The following is a 19,169-nucleotide window of genomic DNA, read 5'->3' on the forward strand; positions in this document are numbered from 1 at the left end:
CCGATCATTGATCACAACCCGATACGCGCCCTAGTCGAGCCAGAGCACGATGCCGGTCATGCCGTTGAGCACGGCCGCGGCACCGGCCCGGACCGCACGTCCGGCACGCTCGGGGGTGAAGCTGGCGGGATCGTACGCCGAGGACATGCCGAGCCCCTCGCCGCGGAACGACGCACCGGTCCAGTCGGCGGCGGTGACGTTCTCCGTGGGCTCGGCCAGCTCCGCGCCGACCACGAGAAACTGCTGGTCCAGGTGGTTGGGGGTGACCAGGGCCAGGGGGTCGACGAGGTCGTCGCCGGCGCTGACGATGAGGTCGGGCCTCATGTCGATGGCCCTGCCGATGGTCGGCACGAACTGGTCCGGCCGCGTGGCCGTGAGGGTCCTGAGGCTGACGCCCTCCTCCTCGGCCCACGCCGTCACCGCGCCCGCCAGCGTCGTGGTCTGGCGGTCCTCCCCCGCGGTGAGCAGCACCACGCGATAGCCCTCCGGCGGACGGACCCCGTTCCATGAGCCGGGCCGGGGCGTGATCGTCGCCTCCGGTGCCGGTGACGCGGCCGGGAAGAAGCCCGGGCCGGGGGTGCCGACGGCGGTGGGCCTCGCGTGCGGCCGGGACCAGTCGTCGGCGGAGCCGCATCCGCCGGCCGGCAGGGCGGTCGCGACCGCCGCGGCCAGGGTGCAGGCAGGCAGAAGCCGAGAGCGCATGGGGGTCGTCCTTCGAGGTGCCGGGAAGTGCGCCTATTTCCTACCGCATGATCTGCGGCTTTCGGCGCCGAGGCCGTCTCCGCCGGGCGTGATTCCTCGACGGTTCTCGTGCGAGATACCGCTCGTTCATCTCAATCGAGCAGATTTCGTACGCCAAAGCCGAAAAGGAGTCATATGTCCCCCGCCGCTCGGCGTCGTGTCTGTGCTGTCATCGCCGCCGCAGCCGTGGCCGTCCTGTTCAGCGCCCTTTCCGCTGCGCTGGGTGCCCTGCCCGCCCTCGCTCACGGGTTCACCTCGACGGTTTACGTCAACCTCGTCTCGCCCCGGGCCGGGCACGTCCGCACCGAGCTCCAGCTGGAGTACGACCTGCTCGTCGTCTCCGCCGCCGACTCCGAGAAGGACGACCCGCTCTTCCGGGCGGGCACCGCGGCGTTCGAGGCCGGTGACGCGGCACAGCAGGCCGCCGCGCTCGACGCCCACGCCGGCTCGGTCGTCGCGTACGTCACCGAACGCTTCGGCGTCACCGCCGGGGGCACGGCGTGCGCACCGGTCAAGGACGGCGGCTTCACGATCGGGCGGCGCGAGGGCGTCCCGTACGCGCGGCTGACCCTCGACTACCGGTGCCCGGGGTCCGCCGACGCGCACGAGGTGCGCAGCGCGCTGTTCGCCGGCTCCGAGGGATACGTGCGCGACAGCAAGACGATCGTCACCTACGACCTCGACCTGACGTCGGGGAGCACCGCCCTCGACGCTCAGCATCGGTCGTTCTCCACGCAGCAGTCCTGGTTCGAGCGGTTCTGGCAGTTCTTCCGGCTCGGGGCCGAGCACCTGCTCGGCGGGATCGACCACATCCTGTTCCTGCTGGCGCTCATCGCGGGGTCGCGCCGCCTGCGCGAGATCGTGCTGGCGGCGACGACCTTCACGCTGGCCCACTCGGTGACCTTCGTCCTCGCCGCCCTCGGCCTCGTGGAGGCGCCCGCGGCGTTCGTCGAGCCCGTCATCGCGCTCTCGATCGCGGTCGTCGCGGGCTGGCACCTGTGGCGGCTCTGGCGACGCCGCTCGCACGCCACGGACCTCGAGACCGCCGGTCACGGCCGCCTCGGCCTGGACCGCGCGGGCTGGACGCGGCTCGCGGTGGTCTTCTGCTTCGGCCTCGTGCACGGTCTCGGCTTCGCCGCGGCCCTGGGCATCGACCAGGCCTGGTCGTGGACGCTCCTGTGGTCGCTGCTCGTCTTCAACGTGGGCATCGAGGTCGTCCAGCTGACGATCATCGCCGCCGTCTTCCCGCTGCTCGCCCTGCTGCGTCATCGCCGGCCGATCGCGGGGCTGTGGACGACCGGGGCGATCGCGGCCGGCGTGTCCGCGATGGGCCTGGTGTGGTTCGTGCAACGCGTTCTCGGAACCTGAGATCACGCCACAACTTCCGGCAAGCGCAACGGCTCGCCTGCTCCACGTTCATCTCCGCGACACCGAATCCCGAAATCGTGCAAATCGCTCCAATACCCCCAAATGGATGGAAAGCAATGAAGCTCGACAAGGGGACTCAGGGCCCCAGCGTCCTGCGCCGGGTGGCCGTGAGCGCCACGGCGGCGGCCCTCGGCGCCGGCGCCCTGTTCGGCGGCCTTGCCACCGCGGCCCACGCCGACAGCGCGACGCTCACCGGCATCGTCCTCGGCGTGGGCGCCGACGAGACGCAGCGCGTCCTGTCGTGGTACTCCTCGGCCGGCACCGCGCAGGTGGTGCAGGTCGCGCCGGCGTCCAAGGTCGTCGACGGCCGGTTCCCCGCGAACGCCGTCACCTTCCCCGCCACGGTCACCGCGAACGTCGTCAACGGCGGCTACAACGCGCACGCCACGATCGACAGCCTGAAGCAGAACACCGCGTACTCCTACCGGGTCGGCGCCGAGGGCAACTGGTCCCCGACGTACTCCTTCACGACCCAGGACTTCAACGGCAACAACCTCGACTTCCTGTTCTTCGGCGACCCGCAGATCGGCTCGTCCGGCAACGTGGCGAAGGACGGCGCCGGGTGGGAGGACACCCTGAACGTCGCCCTCGCCGCCAACCCGAAGGCTGAGCTGCTGGTCTCCGGCGGCGACCAGGTCGAGTCGGCCAACACCGAGACGCAGTGGAACGCGTTCCTCGCGTCCGACAAGCTGCGCCAGTATCCCTGGGCCGCCACCATCGGCAACCACGACGTCGGCGGCAAGGCGTACGAGCAGCACTTCTGGACGCCGAACACCGACCGTTCCGCGCCGTACTACAACGGCAGCGCGACGACCCGGTCGGGGGGCGACTACTGGTTCAAATACAAGAACATCCTGTTCATCGACATCAACAGCAACGCGTACGCGAGCGGCTCCGACGCCGCGCACATCGCCTACATCACCGATGTCGTCAACAAGCACGGCGCCGGCGCCAAGCACACGGTGCTCATCTACCACCACGCGATCTACTCGCCGGCCAGCCACGCGAACGACGCCGACAACAAGGTGCGCCGCCAGGACTTCCCGACGGCCTTCTCGAAGCTCGGCGTCGACCTGGTCCTGCAGGGTCACGACCACAGCTACTCCCGCAGCTACGTGATCAAGAACGGGCAGAAGGCGAACAAGGACGAGCAGCCCGGCGCCACCGAGGTGTCCAAGGGCCCGGGCGGCGTCATCTACGTGACGGCGAACTCGGCCTCGGGTTCCAAGTACTACGACCTCACCGCCCCCGACACGAACAAGGACCCGAACTACGGTCCCGACCCGCTGAACCCCAAGAACCACTGGGCCAACTCGGTCGAGAACCAGGAGCACGTCCGTACGTACGTGCGGGTCCAGGTGCGCGGGAACAAGCTCGTCGTCGAGAACATCCGCAGCGGCACCTGCGCCGCTCCCAACGCCGCGGTGGAGCTGGGCCAGGAGTCGTGGTGCGGCCCGGACAGCGGCGCGAGCGCCGCTCAGCCGGTCGGCTCCACGGTCGACAAGGTCGTGATCCACACGAACGAAGGCAAGGCCGGCGAGGACAAGCAGGCCGCGTCCGAGTCCGACTGGCTCCAGTAGACGGCCGAGGGTGAGCGGGGCCGTGACAACGAGCTGATCGGCCCCGCTCACCCTGGTGGGCACCGTCGAGGCGCCCGCCCCACGGCACGTCGTCCTGTCCCGCCGCTTCCGGAACCACCCGAGGACCGATCAGATGCACCCGTCAAGGCCGCGTACGACAACCGCAGCACGCTCCCTCGCCCGAACCGTCCTCGTGGCGCTGCTCGCCGCGTCCGGTCTGATCGGAACGGGGACGGGCCCCGCCGCGGCGGCGGACGGCGAGGTCACCTGGACGGTCGCCACGGCCTCCGGCGACTTCGGGTCCGACCGGCGCAACTACAGCTACACGCTGGACCCGGGCGGGCGGGCCGAGGACGGTCTCGTGGTCGCCAACCACGGCACGACGCCGCTCCATCTGAGCGTGTACGCCGCGGACGCGTTCACCACCGGGCAGGGCCGGCTCGACCTGCTCGGTGCGGACGCGAAGTCGACGGGGGTGGGTGCGTGGGTCCACCCGGACCGGCCCGACGTGACGGTGCGGCCCGGAGAGTCGGCCGAGGTGCCGTTCACTGTCGCGCTTCCCGACGACGCCGCGCCCGGCGAGTACATGGGCGGCATCGTCACCACGCCGACCGGCGCGGCGGACGGGCGGCGTCTCGGCATCCGGATCCGCCTGCGTGTGGGCGGAGAGCTCAAGCCGAGCCTGTCGGTGGAGGACCTGGACGTGCGCTATTCCGGCACGCCCAATCCGCTCGGGACAGGCGACGCCACCGTCACGTACACGATCCGCAACGACGGCAACAGCGTTCTCACCGCCCGTCAGGCGGTGTCCCTGTCCGGTCCCTTCGGGCGCTGGGACGCCCGCGCGGGACACATCGACGACTCGCCCCGGCTGCTGCCGGGCGACACCTGGAAGGTCTCCGTACCGGTGCACGGAGTGACTCCCGCGCTGCGGCTGACGGGGACGGTCACGCTCGTCCCGCTGCTCACCGACGCGGCGGGCTCGGTCGCCCCGCTCGCCGCCGTCGAGGGCACCGCACACGCGTGGACCCTCCCCTGGGCACTGCCGCTCGTCCTCGTCGTCCTCTGCGGGCTCGCCGTCGCGGCTCTGGTCTTCCGGCGCCGCCGGACAACCACGCTCTACGAGGGACCCGGCGCACCGCTCGCACAGGGATGAACCGGCGGGTCGCTGGTGATGTCACGAGTTCCTGGAACCGCACGCGTCCGGCGCACGGCGAAGACACAGGACGGGAAGCCCGCTCATCGCGTCCAGCACCACACGTTCGCCCAGCGGCCTGTCGAGCTCGACGACGCCCTGGCCACCTGCGCCGGTGCCCGCGCACACGCCACCGCCCTGGTGGGGGACGTCGAGCCCCAGGACCACCACGTCCGGCTGTTCGCTGACCCGTAGGACGACATCGAGCGGCTCGCCGCCGCAGGTCCCGTACTCGTAGCTCACCAGCAGCCGGCGTTCGCCGCGCGTCTCGACGCCCATGATCTGCTCGTCGCCCGGGTCGTGCCTGCCGACGGCGCGTTTCACGGTGTCGAGCGCCTCCTGATCGACCGCGACGCGGTCGATCGGGCCGGGCAGGTTGGAGAAGTGCAGCCGCCACGCGGGCACGGTCGCCATGCCGCGTACGGTTTCCAGCCGTATCGTCGTGAACTCCGCACTGGTCAGCTTGTACGCCTCCCCGTCGGGGTACGTGTGCCGGTCAGGCCAGATCCACTCCTCGGGCCAGGGAGACACCGCCTGCAACGCCTCCGCCGGCCCGATCACGGGGACCCGCATCGCCGACCCGTCGTCCCAGCGGACCTGCCCCGCGCCCGGCGAGGCGGGGAGCGGTCCGGCCACGACCCAGCCGTATTCCTCGTCATGCTCGATCTGCTCGCGCACCTCCGGCGGCATCACGGTCAGGTCGCCGACAGGGACGAAGCCGTCGCGCCAGATCTCCGCGGCACCGCTGGCCCGCCAGATCCCCACGGCTTGTGCGGCGTGCTCTTCGAACGTGCGCGGCCCGGTCAGAAGGCAGCCGCCGAGCAGCGGCACCGCGACCAACAGAGCCGTGACCAATCGCAGCATGGTGTGATCTTGGCAGGAGCCCGCCCGGACGCGCCGGTCTTTCAGCCTGGTTCCGCGACGGCCTCCGGGAGACGCGTGGATGTCCTTCTCGGTGACAGACCGGTGTGTTCACCGGCGAAGGCCAGGATGTCCGCGGTCAGGGCGCGTTCCTTGCTCGCGGGCGAGGCGGCGTGTGCGGTGTCGGGTTCCCTGCGCATGAGGATCGGCCGGTCGCCGCTGGTGGCGTGCTGGAGGGCCGCGCACATCTTGGTGACATGGACTTCTCCGGTCTGCAGATCGGTCACCGCGCCGGTGAGGAGGAACGCCGGGTAAGCGGCTCCTGGCACGACGTTGTGATAGGGGGAGTATCCGAGCAGCCAGCGCAGTTGCCCGGGGTCGGAGGCGCTGCCGAATTCGTCGGTCCATGTGCATCCCAATCCGAATCGTTCATAACGCACCATGTCACACAGCGGACCTTCGGCGACGACCGCGGCGTACAGGTCCGGTCGCTGAACGGCGGCGGCGGTGACCAGCAGCCCGCCGGCGGATTGGCCGTAGATCGCCAGTTGGTCGCGGGTGGTTCGGCCGGTCTCGATGAGCCAGGCCGCGGCGTCGTTGAAGTCGCTGACCGCGCGGTGTTTGTGCGGCCCGCGACCGGCGTCGTGCCAGCGCTGGCCCTCTTCGCCGCCTCCGCGTACGCAGGCGACCGCGTAGGTGCCGCCGGCGCCGACCCATGCGGCCGCCAGGGGGAAGAACCACGGGCGCATCGGCATGCCGAAACTGCCGTAGCCGTACAGGAGAGTGGGGCGCGGCCCCTGACGATCCTCGTCCGGAGTGAACAGGAACAGCGTGATCTCGGTGCCGTCACCGGCGCGACAGCGCACGGCACCGCTGCGGATCTCCGGAGTGCGCCCCGCTGTCGCGGCACCGGCTTCCTGCTCCATCGTGCCGAGCACCGCGTCGTAGCGATAGATGGTGGGAGGTGTGGTCGCGTCGCAGTAGCTGAACCACGCCCGATGTCCGTGCGGGACACCGGCGCGCAGGGATGACACGACGCCGGCGCCGGGAAGGGGCAGATCGGCCAGCGTCCGCCCACTCGCCAGGTCGTGCAGTGTCAGGACCGAGGTGCCGTGGCGGGCGCGTGCCACCAGCAGGAGGGGCCGCGCGAGCGCCGGGCCGTCCAGGACCAGGCACTCGTCCACGGGGGCCTCGGGATCCTCGGCTACCAGCGTGCGCCAGGAGGCCGGGTCGGCATCGTGCCGGTCCGCCACGCAGACGCGGCCGCACGGAGCCTGATGGTCGGTTACCAGCAGCAGATCGCCGTCCGCGAGGAAGCGCGGGAGGACGCGGGCGCCGATGGCGCTTCCATCCACGATCTTGACGAAACGCGGGGCCTGTGGATCGACGAGTTCGGCCACGTACACGTCGTTGCGCGCGGCGGGTCCGGCCATCGCGGTGATCGCCAGATGGCGGCCGTCGGCGCTGACCGTGAGCCCGTAATAGTGGTCCGGGGCGTCCTCCGCGCCGAACACCACCACATCGGCCTGCCAGGGCGAGCCGATCCGGTGCAACCGCACCCGCCGGTGCAGGCGCATGTCGCCGGGGGCCAGTTCCTCGTCGGGGACTCGGCTGACGTAGTAGAAGGCCTCTCCTCCCGGCAGCCAGGCGAGCGAGGTGTTGCGGGCACGCGGCAAGGGCCCGTCCACGATCTCGCCGGTACGGACGTCCAGCACCGTGATGTCGCTGCCGGGCTGCTCTGCGACCTCTAATTGCACGGCGACACGGTCACCCTCGCGCGACGGCCACCAGGCGTACAGCCCGGTGCGGCCGGACGGGTCGATTCTCGCCGGATCGACGAGGACCCGCCTGCCGCCCCCGGCTCCGACGACGAGCAGGCGCCGCTGCTCGTCCCCACGGAGTTGCTCGGCGAGGAACATGACCGGACCACGGACCATCGGAGGCTCGCACACGCCGAAGGACGACAGATCATCCACCGAGGACGTCCACGAGTCCTTCTCCTGCCACCGGGCGCTGCAGGCGCGGAAGAGACGATCCTGGGCCGCGAGCCATTCCCGTACGCGCGGATCGTCGCCGTCTTCCAGCCATCGGTAAGGGTCGGGCACGGAGATTCCGGACAGATTATCCACCGTATCGCTGCGCCACGCCGCAGGGTAGAACAATCGCGCCATATACGCCCCCGATGTACGGGCCCCGCTTGAGAAGAGGTGGAGGCACTGCGGCCCATATGCGCCGCAGTACCCCGGTCCACTCGATTACGACTCGCCGCGGAGAATGTCCGCCTGCCAGCCGCGTACGCCGCCAATGCGGGCGGCCGGAGTGGAGTCCTTATACGGCAGGTATCCAGTCATGTCAGCCTCCTGGATTCCGGCGACTCGCCCATAATGGGCGATTACGACGGCAACCGTCCCCGCGCCCGGGATCGATAAACACCCACGCGCTTCGCGCACCTCGACTACGGCGAAGCGAAGAGCCGTCAATCATCTTTGCGTTAAATCCCCCGAAAGAACGAGGGCATACGGGAATGCCAATGGAGATCAATTCCATCCGCGCCTGACGACAGAAGGACGCGGCCGGATCGACCCGGCGTCGCGAACCGTGATCCCCTGTCAACGCCCCCGGGCGGACAGGTGAAAAGCTGTACGGGTCCATCCGCCGGCGGAACGGGGCCATCATCATGGGGGATATCGATGCGGAGAGCCATCGCAGCGGTAGCGAAGACCTCGACCAGGCGGCGGCCACCTTCGCGAGCGTGCGGCCACGCCTGTTCGGAATCGCGTACCGGATCCTGAGCAGTTCCACCGAAGCGGAAGACCTGTTGCAGGACGTCTGGCTGCGCTGGCAGGCCTACGACCGCAGCACCGTGGCCGACCCTGGGGCGTTCCTCGCGACGGTGACCACGCGCCTCGCCATCAACACCCTCCAGTCCGCGCGGGTCCGCCGCGAGACGTACGTCGGCCCGTGGCTTCCCGAACCCGTCGACACCGGTAACGACCCCCACCTGGGCGCCGAACGAGGCGAAGCCCTCGGCTTCGCGGTCCTGCTCCTGCTGGAGAAGCTCTCGCCCACCGAACGCGCGGCCTACGTGCTGAGGGAAGCCTTCGACTATCCCTATCGGCAGATCGCCGAGATCCTCGAGGCGAGTGAGGTCGCGGTGCGGCAACTCGTCAGCAGGGCACGCAAACACATCGTCTCCGAGCGCCGGGCACCGGTGACCCGAGCCGACCAGCGCAGGCTGCTCACCGCCTTCGTCGCCGCCGCCCGCTCAGGCGACCTCGCCGCGTTGGAAGAGCTCCTCGCCGCGGACGTCGTCAGTTACTCCGACGGCGGCGGCGCCGTCCGCGCCTCGCGCATCCCCGTGATCGGCGCGCTCCGGGTCGCGAAGTACATCAGAGCGTTCGCGGATCACTTCTGGGCCGGGGTCGAGGTGGAATGGGCCGACGTGAACGGGCAGGCGGCTGCTCTGCTGCGTCACGACGGCGAGCTGTTCACGGTCCTCACCGTCAACGCCTCCGACGAGGGCATCGACCAGGTGCTGTGGATGATGAACCCTGCCAAGATCTCCGCGCTGTCCGCCCCGGGCTGACGCCGTCGCCTCGCGCGCCGGGTGACGGCCGCTGGCCGTGAAGCCGTCTCGCTCTTTCCTCAGGCGGGGAACTCGACTCCGGCCAGTCGCTCGGAGACGGTCCACAGCCGGGCCGCGTCGCGCTCGACCCGGACCGATCTGTAGAGGGGCAACTCCGTGGGCCCACCGGTGAACTGGCCGATGCCGTCGGGGCCGTAGAAACGGCCGCCCTGCGCCTGAGGGCTCGTGGCCGCGTACAGGGCCGGCTGCAGCCCGGCGTCGACCGTCTGTACGAACAGACCCCACCGGAGGAGTAGCGTCATGATCCTCTCGTAGGGCGCGGAACGGGTGCGGCCCAGGTTCGGGCCGGACGCGTAGAGGTTGGTCAGGGTCGTGCCGGGGTGCGCGACGGTGCTGACGACGCCCCACCCGCCGGCCCTGCTGCGCCGGTCCAGTTCGAGCCCGAAGAGAAGGTTGGCCAGCTTCGACTGACCGTACGAGCGGATCGGCGAGTATTTTCGTTCACTCTGCAGGTCGGCCCAGTCGATGACGGCGGAGCGGGCGGCGCTGCTGGACATCGTGGTGACCCGCGCCCCTCGCAGGCGCAGCAGCGGAAGGAGCCGTGCCACCAGCGCCACATGGCCGATGTGGTTGGTGCCGAACTGCAGCTCCAGGCCGTCCGCGGTGGTCTGCCGGGTGGCGGGGGCCATCACGCCCGCGTTGTTGATCAGGATGTCGATCGGGCGGGCCTCGCGACGAAGGGTGGCGGCGAGCGCCGCGATCGATTCCAACGAGGCCAGGTCGAGCTCACGAGTGGAGACGGAGGCCTTCGGCACAGCCGAGTGGATCTTCTGGACGGCGGCGGCGCCCTTGGCGGGATTGCGGACCGGCAGCACGACCTCGGCCCCGGCCTGCGCCAGTCGTATGGCCAAGCCGAGACCGAGCCCGTCGCTTCCGCCCGTCACCACGGCCATCTTGCCGGTCAAATCGGGAACGCTCCCGGCATCCACAGCAAACCTCCTGGTCAACAGAGAGTTCCGGTCTGCCGAAAAGACAGGCCAGGGTTCTCGTCTGTGACACGTGCGAGGCGCCGGCCCCGGCTACCGGATTCGTCCGTTGCGCTCCGGCCTTCAGGCCGGGGGTGAAGCGGACTCTCCCGCGTAGCGGTGCAGGGGAAAGCCGATTCGCCGTCAGGCGGATCGGCGTCTTGGCGGATCAGACGGGACGGTTGTGCTGTTCGATGTACGGCTTGAGGGCGCTGATCGGTGCGCCGCCCACGCTCCCGGCGAAGTGGGAGCCCGACCACAGCGTGTTCGCCCGGTAGTAGCGGCGGGCCAGTTCGGGGAACTCGGTCGCGATAACCAAGCGATCTACGTGGAGGACCTGGCCGTGGCGGGGCCGGCGCGCACCCGGTTGGCCAAGAGCGTGCATGACGCGGGCTGGTCGCAGTTCGTGACCATGCTGGAGTACAAGGCTCGCCTGTACGGGCGGGTCTTTCACCGGATCGACCGGTGGTTCCCCTCCTCCAAGCTGTGCTCGGAATGCGGGGCACTGGCCGAGTCCATGCCGCTGAACGTCCGGGAGTGGACCTGCCCCTGCGGGGAGGTCCACGACCGGGACGCCAACGCCGCCAAGAACATCCTCGCCGCCGGACGGGCGGAGAGACCAAACGCCTGTGGAGCGCGGGTAAGACCAGGCCCCGGCCTGGCACAGCGCGAGGAAGCAGGAAGCCTCAGAGGTGTCGCGTGAACGCGCGGCACGGGCTGAATCCCCGGCCTTCAGGCCGGGGAGCGCGTCAATCCACCAGAGTGCCGAAGACGTAGGCCCCGGGAGCGTTCGGGTCGTCGCCTGCCCAGAACTCGGTCCAGTGGGTGCGGAACTCGTCGCGGGTGAGGTGGCCGTCACCGTCCAGGTCCAGGCGCGGGAAGATGTCGTCGGTCGCCGTGGGCGTGCCGTTCCACGTCTCGATGAGCGCGCCGTACTCCGAACGGGAGATGAGGCCGTCCCCGTTGAGGTCGACGGCCTCGAACATCGCGTCGGCGGTGGCGGAGACGGCGTCCGCCCTGTCACCGAGGCCGTCCACGACGAGGAGCACCTCGTCGAGGGTGACCGCGTTGTCGCCGTCGGGGCCCGAGGCGGCCCGGAGCACCGGCCACCAGCCGGTCATGACGGCGGCGAGCCGTTCCGGATCGGCGGATCCGGCGACCTGCGTCCAGCGGCGGGCGAGCGCCTGGAAGTCCGCCTCGGTCAGCCGGCCGTCACCGTCCACGTCCATCGCACGGAAGACCCCGTTCACCTTTTTCCGCTGGAACTCACTGGCCACATCCGTCTCCGTTCTCCGAGGGAGACTCAATGGTGCCAAGGGGTCACTTTGGGTGACCATAGTCGTCAGGTGACTAATCCATTACGCAGAGTGGAGCACGTATCCGAATGAGCCGTGGCGCCCACGGCCGAAGCCACGGGCGCCACGGGGGTCACCACGGAGGCCGGAGCCTGCCCGGCCGGTACGTCACGGAGTGACGGTCACCCGGACCGGCGGGGCCTTACCGATCCGGACGTCCAGGACGATCGACTTGCCGGCGAGGAGGGCGGTGCGGGCCTCGTCACGGAGGTTGAGCTGCAGGTCCCGGGTCTTGCCGGGCTGGAGCGTGACCTTCTTGGTCTCGGCGGGCCGGCCGTCGTGGGTGACGGTGACCTGTTCCTGGCACTTGTCCGCGGCGGCGCAGACCAGGGTGATCGTCGCCTGGGCGGGGGCGTTCCCCTTCACCTTGACCGTGGCGGTGACGGTGTCGTGGAGCACCCTCATCGCCGGGGTTTCGGGCGCCCGCGCCAGGAGCGAGGCGACGTAGCGCTCGGTGTCGCCCGAGGTGTTGAGCGCGAGGGTCGTCCCCTCCGGCTGGTTCAGGAGCACGGTCAGCGTCGCGTCGCCCTGCTCGTCGAGGCGTGCCTCTCCGAGGTAGGCGATGTCGTCCTCGGCCGGGACCGACGTCGATGCGCCGGCCTTCAGCAGGAGGAACGACGACTGCTTGGCCGCCGCGGCGGTCCCGGCGGACACCGTCACGGTGACGGTGCCGTCGTCGTTCACGACCGCCTCGTGGTGGATGCCGCCGGTCTCGGTGGCCCCGGCCTCCGGCGCGACCGCGGTGGCGGACGCGACGGTCCGCGCCCCGGCCGCGGCGACGGTCTCCCCCGCGCCCGCGGGCGTGGCCGCCGTCGGCTCCGCCTCGGTTCCAGGGGTCTCCGTCGGCTCAACCTCGGTTCCAGGGGTCGCCGTCGGCTCAGTCTCGGTGGCGGGTGCCGCCATGCCGCGCAGAACCGGCCGGCCGAGGCCGGCTTCCCACTGCCAGACCGACGTGAAGTCGAAGCCGAGCCTGCCGGCCCAGAAGGCCTGTCCGGCGGCCTCGTCCCGGGTCGCGGTGGCGCCGTTGAGCGTGGCCGGGCCGATCGCGGTCTCGGTCTGGGTTCTGGCCTCGACGGTCTCGGCCGCCCAGTTGTTGCTCAGCGTGGCGACGTTGTTCGCCAGCACCCGGCCCAGGAAGCGGTGCGCCCACGACGGCGCGGTGACCGCCGGGTTTAGCGCGATCGAGTCGCGGATGGTGGTGCCGGTGTAGCCGTAGCCGGCCACCCCGCCGTCGTTGCGGGAGTCCGCGGTGACGGCGCCCATGGAGAAGACCCGCTCCGTGGTGGAGCCGGCCAGGGCCACGCCGATCACGCCGCCCGCCTCGGTGGTGCGTACGTGCACGTCCGCCGTGGAGTAGGCGTCGCGCACGATGCCCTGCGAGTCGCCGACGAGACCACCGGCGCGCGAGCCCGCGGTCACGGACCCGGAGACCTGCACGCGCTCGATGGTGCCGGTGCTGCTGTTGGCCACGATGCCGGCGCGAGCGGCGGTGGTGTTCACCGTGGCGTCGAGGACCGCGAGGTCGTGCACGTGTCCGGAGATCTGGGCGAACAGGCCACCGGTGGTGGAGGTCAGGCCCCTGACGACGTGGCCGGCGCCGTCCAGTTCGCCGGTGAACGGCCCCGGCAGGCTGGTGAACGGCCTGCCGGTCAGGTCGATGTCGGCGGCGAGCACGTAGTCGTACGACGGGTGCTGCCCCATCAGGGTCAGGTCCTCGACGCTGCCGACCTTGTGGAAACCGCGCTCGTCGGTCGGCAGCCCGGGGGCCTGGACCGGTTCGAGCGCCTCCGGGGCCATCCGCAGGGTCGGGCGCTTGGCGACGTCGTTCCACTGCCAGACGGTCGCGAAGTCCCAGCCGCGCTGCTCGTAGAAGCTCTGCTTCTGGATCTCCGCGGGCGCGGCCACGTTGCCCTTCTGGTTGTCGGCCGCAGGCGGACCGGTCAGCGTCTGCCCGCTGATCGGCACGGACCGGCTGACGTGGTTGTCCTCGAGCGTGGCGGTCTGCCCGGTGTAGACGCGGCCGACGATGGCGTGCGCGTAGCTCGACGCGGAGATGTTCGCGTTCAGCGCGACCGTGTGACGCACCTGGGTGTCGGTGTAGCCGTAGGCGGCCACGCCGCCCGCGGACGCGCTGTTCGCGACGACCACACCGGTGGCCAGGACGTTCTCGGTGACCGACCCGCCGACGGAGACGCCGACGACGCCCCCGGCGTACTGGGTCGTGGCGCGCACGTCCACCGTGGAGACGCTGTCACGGACCGTGCCGAAGTGGTGGCCGGTGATGCCGCCGACGTAGCTGTTGGCGGTCAGCGACCCGTCGGCGCGGACCCGCCGGATCGTGCCGTGGTTGGCGTCGGCGACCAGGCCGGCGGTGGAGCGGTCGGTGGTGACGTCACCCCGGACCACCAGGTTCTCGATCGTGCCGTGGTTGTCGGCGAACAGGCCTGGCCCCTGGTCGGCCAGGGCGGCCAGCCCGGAGATCGTGTGCCCGTCGCCGTCGAAGACACCCGTGAACGTGGTCGTACGGCCGATCTGGGCACGGGCGAGCCCGGTCAGGTTCAGGTCGGCGGTCAGCCGGTAGTGCCCGGACGGCTCGTTGTCGACCTTGGCCAGGTCGTCCGGCGAGTCGATCAGGTACGGCGACCGCTCGTTGCCCTCACCGGCCAGGCCCTCGCGCAGGGTCACGGCCGGCTGGAGCGGCTTCCCCGACCCCAGGGAGTCCCAGGTGAACAGCTTGACCGTCGAGCTCGGCGCCACCGGCAGCGGCGTGCCGAAGCGGACGTACTGCTCGCGGCCGCGGTGGTCGAGCGTGACGTCGACGGTGCGCACGTCGATCATCCGCTGCTGGGCGTTGTCGTACGTCGCGGCCATGACGGTGACCTTGTCCAGGCTGCCCGGGGAGGACAGGAGGCCCACGCCCTTCAGCTCACGGTCCTTGATCTCGGCGGAGGAGACCTTCCAGGAGCCGTGCGGTTTCGCGACCGTCACCTCGTCGACCAGGCGCCCGTCGATCGTGTACGTCGACAGGCTCAGGCCGGCGTCGGTCACCTTCAGGACGCCGCCCATCTGGACGTCCTCGTCGAAGACCTTGTCGTCCCACCAGAACTTCTGGTTGTCGTAGAACTTCGGGCCAGACGACCCCATGGTCACGAACGTGGTGCCCGCGACCTCCTCCTCAGGGGTCGTGGCCAGGCGCCCGTCGTAGATCGTGGCCCGCTTGTAGACGTGGTCGTGCCCGCCGACGTACAGGTCGACGCCGAGCCGGTCGAGCACGCGCGTGACCTTGTCGCGGTCGATGTCCATGCCGCCGTCGTCGGCGTGCTGACCGCCGTAGTAGGAGAAGTGCCCGACTACGACGTTCCACGTCGCGCCCGAGGCGCGCACGTCGTCGACCAGCCAGTCGAGCTGCTCGTCGAGGCGCGCGTTGGAGTTCAGCACCGAGAAGTGGATGTCGCCGCGGTCGAAGGAGTAGTTGCTCTCACCGATCACGCCGTTGTACGGCAGCGCGAACGTGTTGGTGAAGATCGCGTTCGGCTGCCTGCCGACCGCGTCGTAGTCGAGGTCCTCGTAGGTCTCGTGGTTGCCGACGAGGCCGGCGTACTGCAGGTCGAGCGTGGACAGGAAGGCGTCGTGGATCTCGGCCCACTTCTCGCCCTGGCCGCCGCGGTCGACGAGGTCGCCGACCTGCACCACCGTGCCGCCGCCCGGCGCCTGACTCTTCAGCCGGTCGAGCACCCGCCCCGGCAGGGTGAGCTCGGCGGCGTCGCCGTCGGGCACCTGCACGTCGCCCAGGATGTAGACCGGCTCGCCCTTGGCACCGCCGGCGCGGAACCGGCCGCGTACGCCGGTCCAGGCCGGCGCGTCGGTGGCGGCGGGCGCGCGGCCGTCGCGGGCCACACCGAACCGGAACCGGTAGGTCGTGCCGACCTTCAGCCCGGTCAGCCGGAACTCGTGCGAGCGCAGGGTCTGGCCCGTGATGGAGTGCTGGTAGACCGGCTCGTCGTTGCCGACCGTGTTCACCTCGTACGGCCGGTCGTTCGCGGACGTGAGCACCTCGGCCGTGGACCAGTCGTCCGAACCCTCGGGCAGGACCTGCGCGTAGACCCGCTCGACGGCGCGGTCGGTGGTGACCGCGACACCGGCGGAGCCGGGCTTGTCGCCCACGGTCGCGTTGCTGCCGAAGCGGAAGACTCCCGCCGGGTCCGGCTCCGTCTGCGAGACCCGGACGCGCAGCAGCTCGGCGTTGGTGTTGCCGAGGTCGTCCGTCGCCTTGACGACCACGAACGCGTCGTCGTACGAACGGATGCGGAAGAAGCCGCCGGAGACCGGCACCTCGCCCGCGGAGTCGAACACCTCGTAGGTCACCGCGGGTTGGGTCTGGAGGACATGTCCGACGACGCCCTCGCCGTGATGGACGCGCTCGGCTGGAGCGGCGCGCACCTCTTCGGAGCGTCTCTGGGCGGCGCCATCGCCCAGCTCACCGCGATCCGGCACCCCGAGAGGGTGCGCACCCTCACCGTCTCCTCCGCCTACGCCGGCTGGAAGCGCGGCAGGGTGAACATGCCGACCGTGTTCAGGCTGATGCTCGGCCAGAGTCTCAAGAGGTACCCCACAGGCAGGGAGGGGGTGGTCCAGCGCGTCGTCGACGCCATGCACATCCTCGGATCGCCCGGCTATCCCCTCGACGAGGCATGGTGGCGCCACGCCGCGGGCGTGTCCTATGAGCGCGACTCCAGCCCCGCGGGCGGAGAGATGCGCCAGTCCGCCGCGGCTGCGGCGACCGGTGACCTGCTGCCCCGGCTGGCCGCGATAGACGTGCCCACCCTGGTCATCCATGGCGAGGACGATCCGATGATCCGGCCGCGCGCGGCGAAGGAGATCGCAGCCGCCATTCCCGACGCCCGTCTCGTCCTCTATCCGGGCATGGGCCACAACCTTCCACGCGAACTCTGGCCCGCCATCGTCGACGAACTCTGCGCCCTGGCCGGCCGTACACAACCGGCCTCCGACTGACAAAGCGGGTGCTTCCCTTCGGCCGCCGCAGCCGTGCGCTCCGGTGGGTGAACTGAAGCCGTCCGGCCGACAGTCGACTATGTCACTTTGGGTAGTTGTGACGTAACGGAGAGTTGCATCAAGATCTGGGGATGACCACCACAACTGCCGAGGAGGCTCCTTGACGCTCTCCAGCATTCCCACTCTCGTCCGCCGCCTGGCCGGTGCCGCCGCCCTGGTGCTGGCAGTCGGCACCGCCGCCCTGCCTGCCGCGGCGGCCACTCTGCCGGCGCAACCGCAACCGGGCGTAGCCGCGATCCGGGACAGCGGCGCTGCCCGGCGGCCCGCCGGAGACGATGTGTACCGCACCTGGTATACGAGCCACGCCAACTGTGTGGCAGCCGGCCAGGGAGGGATCGACCGAGGCCACTGGGAGCACTACACCTGCTCAGAGGGCGACTGGTTCTGGCACCTGTGGACCAACCGCTGAGCCCGGAGGACGACAGACACCTGGACGACGGCCGCCAGTCCTGCACGACCTAGTCCCTACACGGCATAGGCGCAGGTGCCGCTTGAAGCGGTGCCTGCGCTTGCTCGGTGCCCGGGCCGAGGGCTCAACGGCCACACGTTCGTCCCGGGCATCCGAAATGTGAGAATTGTCAGGTTTCTTTGCCGGTTCACCTTCGCTACACGCGAGTGACGCGGATTGTTCCAGCCGCCGTGATTTCTGTGATCGGCACGCTAGAACCACCTGAAACGGTAGAAACATGACGCGCAGCAGCGCACGACGAACACCTCCCCGGGCCGCCGCGACCACGGCGATCGCACTCGCGGCGAGCGCACTGATCGGTGCACCGGCTTCCCCGGCCTCGGCGGACGGCGAGGATCGGCCGGCCTACCTCGGCAAGTCCCTGTACACCGGCGAGTTCCACGCGCACACGTCCGTGAGCGACGGCGTCGGGTTGCCGCCGGACGCCTACAACCATGTCCATGACGAGACCGACGCCGACTTCTTCGCGGTGTCCGAGCACGACGTCATGTGGGACATCCGCAACGGCGACGACTTCGTCGACGACTGGCGGGATGCCGACTCGGCCGAGTGGCGCTACCTGCACGAGACCGCCGAGAAGTTCAACGCGGGCCAGAAAGAGCTGGTCGCGGTCCCGGCGATCGAGAACACCTGGTATGACGGCACCGGTCACATCAACGTGTTCGACAGCGACTGGCACGTGACGGCGCGGGCGACCGAGAAGGGCAGCGTCGACGGCTACGGCAACGCGTTCGGCACCGGCGACATGAAGTACGACTACTTCACGTTCCTGGCCCGCCTGAAGCAGGACCCCGACGCGATCGGCCAGTTCAACCACCCGTCCACGAAGGACAAGGGCGACTTCTTCGGCTTCAGGGGCCTGGACCCGGTCGCCGACGACCGGATGGAGCTCATCGAGGTCAAGTCCGCCGACGCGGTGGGTGAGTTTCAGAAGGCGCTCGACGCCGGCTGGCACCTGGCCCCGACGTGGAACGGAGACGAGCACTCCGCGACCTGGGTGTCCGGCAACCCGTCGATCACCGGAGTGTGGGCCGAGGGGCACTCCCTCGACGCCCTGTACGCGGCGATGCGGGATCGCAGCCTCTACTCGACGGCCGACACCAACGCCGTTCTCGGGTTCGGAGGCAACGGGAAACTCATGGGGTCGGTCCTGCCGGGCGACACCACCGGCCTGGACGTCGAGCTCCGCCTCGCCGACCCGGACGTCAAGGACTCCTTCACCTCCGCGCGCCTCGTCACCAACGGCGGCGCCGTCGCCCACGACTTCGGCGCGATCAGCGGCAACGACCTCACGCTGAAGACGAAGCTGAACGTCCGGGACGGCGACTTCTACTACGTCCGCGCCGACCAGGCCGACGGCAACTTCCTGGTCTCCGCGCCGATCTGGATCGGGAAGACCACCCGCGGCGCGAACTACGCCCCGAAGATCACCGTCCCGGGCGACTTCCCCGCCACGGCGCGGTACGGCGACACGGTCACGCTGCCCCGGGCGACGGCCACCGACGACTCCGGGCCGGTACGCCGCCGTCTTGCCGGCCCTGAACCAGTCCTTGGCCAGGCCCGGCCGCCCGGCCTCAGAAAAGTGGGTCGACAGGCCGGCGTCGCGGTTGTCGAACCTGGCCACGGCGAACCCTCTGTCGGCCAGCATGGCGCACAGGTCGTCGGGCCACATCACCATCTGCATGGCCGTACCCATGATCAGCAATAACGGGTCGCCGTCCGGCGATCCGAACGTCTCGTAGGCGATCTCCACCGCGCCGTGGCGCGTCGTCCGGATGGGCATGGTCCTCCTCCAGAGGATTACAATGCACTCGCATCGTAAAAGCGAGATGGACAGATTGCAATGCATCTGCATT

General features: G+C 70.1%; 14 protein-coding genes and 1 pseudogene. 8 read left to right on the forward strand and 7 right to left on the reverse strand.

Features of this window, described 5'->3' with window-relative positions; genetic code table 11:
- Positions 1-30 precede the first annotated feature (30 nt).
- Entirely contained in the window at positions 31-702 is a 672-nt protein-coding gene (locus ACQPZZ_RS37320) for a hypothetical protein (RefSeq protein WP_432926889.1), read from the reverse strand.
- Between the two features lie 174 nt (positions 703-876).
- Between ACQPZZ_RS37320 and ACQPZZ_RS37325 the strand changes: the two genes are divergently transcribed.
- The 3 genes from ACQPZZ_RS37325 to ACQPZZ_RS37335 all read left to right on the forward strand — a co-directional run bounded on the left by ACQPZZ_RS37325 (position 877) and on the right by ACQPZZ_RS37335 (position 4,905).
- Positions 877-2,109, forward strand: a complete 1,233-nt coding sequence (locus ACQPZZ_RS37325) for a HupE/UreJ family protein (RefSeq protein WP_432926891.1) — start codon at positions 877-879, stop codon at positions 2,107-2,109.
- 116 nt (positions 2,110-2,225) lie between these two features.
- On the forward strand, positions 2,226-3,749 hold the full coding sequence (locus ACQPZZ_RS37330) for a fibronectin type III domain-containing protein (protein ID WP_432926893.1): 1,524 nt from the start codon (positions 2,226-2,228) through the stop codon (positions 3,747-3,749).
- Positions 3,750-3,882: 133 nt separating this feature from the next.
- The gene (locus ACQPZZ_RS37335; protein WP_432926895.1) at positions 3,883-4,905 is read left to right on the forward strand and encodes a WxL protein peptidoglycan domain-containing protein; all 1,023 of its coding nucleotides are present in this window, start codon (positions 3,883-3,885) and stop codon (positions 4,903-4,905) included.
- A gap of 21 nt (positions 4,906-4,926) precedes the next feature.
- Here ACQPZZ_RS37335 and ACQPZZ_RS37340 read toward each other — a convergent pair whose 3' ends face one another.
- A complete protein-coding gene (locus ACQPZZ_RS37340) occupies positions 4,927-5,808 on the reverse strand; it encodes a hypothetical protein (protein ID WP_432926897.1) in 882 nt (293 codons plus the stop codon).
- Positions 5,809-5,849: 41 nt separating this feature from the next.
- The gene (locus ACQPZZ_RS37345) at positions 5,850-7,976 is read right to left on the reverse strand and encodes a prolyl oligopeptidase family serine peptidase (protein WP_432926899.1); all 2,127 of its coding nucleotides are present in this window, start codon (positions 7,974-7,976) and stop codon (positions 5,850-5,852) included.
- Positions 7,977-8,482: 506 nt separating this feature from the next.
- On the opposite strand from ACQPZZ_RS37345, the gene ACQPZZ_RS37350 reads away from it, so the two are divergent.
- Positions 8,483-9,391, forward strand: a complete 909-nt coding sequence (locus ACQPZZ_RS37350) for an RNA polymerase sigma-70 factor (RefSeq protein ID WP_432926901.1) — start codon at positions 8,483-8,485, stop codon at positions 9,389-9,391.
- 59 nt (positions 9,392-9,450) lie between these two features.
- Here ACQPZZ_RS37350 and ACQPZZ_RS37355 read toward each other — a convergent pair whose 3' ends face one another.
- Positions 9,451-10,380, reverse strand: a complete 930-nt coding sequence (locus ACQPZZ_RS37355) for an SDR family oxidoreductase (RefSeq protein ID WP_432926903.1) — start codon at positions 10,378-10,380, stop codon at positions 9,451-9,453.
- Positions 10,381-10,585: 205 nt separating this feature from the next.
- Complete coding sequence (locus ACQPZZ_RS37360; protein WP_432926905.1) at positions 10,586-10,801, reverse strand: transposase; 216 nt, start codon at positions 10,799-10,801, stop codon at positions 10,586-10,588.
- Between ACQPZZ_RS37360 and ACQPZZ_RS37365 the strand changes: the two are divergent.
- Positions 10,724-11,119: pseudogene (locus ACQPZZ_RS37365) on the forward strand (RNA-guided endonuclease InsQ/TnpB family protein); the annotation flags it as partial. The gene ACQPZZ_RS37360 and the pseudogene ACQPZZ_RS37365 overlap by 78 nt on opposite strands.
- Positions 11,120-11,165: 46 nt before the next feature.
- Here ACQPZZ_RS37365 and ACQPZZ_RS37370 read toward each other — a convergent pair.
- Both ACQPZZ_RS37370 and ACQPZZ_RS37375 read right to left on the reverse strand, forming a co-directional pair.
- Entirely contained in the window at positions 11,166-11,693 is a 528-nt protein-coding gene (locus ACQPZZ_RS37370) for an EF-hand domain-containing protein (protein WP_432926907.1), read from the reverse strand.
- A gap of 186 nt (positions 11,694-11,879) precedes the next feature.
- The gene (locus tag ACQPZZ_RS37375; protein WP_432926908.1) at positions 11,880-16,136 is read right to left on the reverse strand and encodes a metallophosphoesterase; all 4,257 of its coding nucleotides are present in this window, start codon (positions 16,134-16,136) and stop codon (positions 11,880-11,882) included.
- Positions 16,137-16,157: 21 nt separating this feature from the next.
- On the opposite strand from ACQPZZ_RS37375, the gene ACQPZZ_RS37380 reads away from it, so the two are divergent.
- The 3 genes from ACQPZZ_RS37380 (at position 16,158) to ACQPZZ_RS37390 (ending at position 19,021) form a co-directional block, all read left to right on the forward strand.
- On the forward strand, positions 16,158-16,784 hold the full coding sequence (locus ACQPZZ_RS37380) for an alpha/beta fold hydrolase (protein ID WP_432926910.1): 627 nt from the start codon (positions 16,158-16,160) through the stop codon (positions 16,782-16,784).
- 160 nt (positions 16,785-16,944) lie between these two features.
- Entirely contained in the window at positions 16,945-17,253 is a 309-nt protein-coding gene (locus ACQPZZ_RS37385; RefSeq protein ID WP_432926912.1) for a hypothetical protein, read from the forward strand.
- 277 nt (positions 17,254-17,530) lie between these two features.
- On the forward strand, positions 17,531-19,021 hold the full coding sequence (locus ACQPZZ_RS37390) for a hypothetical protein (RefSeq protein WP_432926914.1): 1,491 nt from the start codon (positions 17,531-17,533) through the stop codon (positions 19,019-19,021).
- Positions 19,022-19,169: the final 148 nt, after the last annotated feature.

It is taken from the genome of Microbispora sp. CA-135349 (assembly GCF_050947365.1).
GTDB lineage: Bacteria > Actinomycetota > Actinomycetes > Streptosporangiales > Streptosporangiaceae > Microbispora.

Bases quoted from the DNA above. Each gene is read 5' to 3' on its own strand.
- ACQPZZ_RS37320 (WP_432926889.1), bottom strand. From the start codon at position 702: ATGCGCTCTCGGCTTCTGCCTGCCTGCACCCTGGCCGCGGCGGTCGCG.
- ACQPZZ_RS37325 (WP_432926891.1), top strand. From the start codon at position 877: ATGTCCCCCGCCGCTCGGCGTCGTGTCTGTGCTGTCATCGCCGCCGCA.
- ACQPZZ_RS37330 (WP_432926893.1), top strand. From the start codon at position 2,226: ATGAAGCTCGACAAGGGGACTCAGGGCCCCAGCGTCCTGCGCCGGGTG.
- ACQPZZ_RS37335 (WP_432926895.1), top strand. From the start codon at position 3,883: ATGCACCCGTCAAGGCCGCGTACGACAACCGCAGCACGCTCCCTCGCC.
- ACQPZZ_RS37340 (WP_432926897.1), bottom strand. From the start codon at position 5,808: ATGCTGCGATTGGTCACGGCTCTGTTGGTCGCGGTGCCGCTGCTCGGC.
- ACQPZZ_RS37345 (WP_432926899.1), bottom strand. From the start codon at position 7,976: ATGGCGCGATTGTTCTACCCTGCGGCGTGGCGCAGCGATACGGTGGAT.
- ACQPZZ_RS37350 (WP_432926901.1), top strand. From the start codon at position 8,483: ATGGGGGATATCGATGCGGAGAGCCATCGCAGCGGTAGCGAAGACCTC.
- ACQPZZ_RS37360 (WP_432926905.1), bottom strand. From the start codon at position 10,801: ATGCACGCTCTTGGCCAACCGGGTGCGCGCCGGCCCCGCCACGGCCAG.
- ACQPZZ_RS37380 (WP_432926910.1), top strand. From the start codon at position 16,158: ATGTCCGACGACGCCCTCGCCGTGATGGACGCGCTCGGCTGGAGCGGC.
- ACQPZZ_RS37390 (WP_432926914.1), top strand. From the start codon at position 17,531: ATGACGCGCAGCAGCGCACGACGAACACCTCCCCGGGCCGCCGCGACC.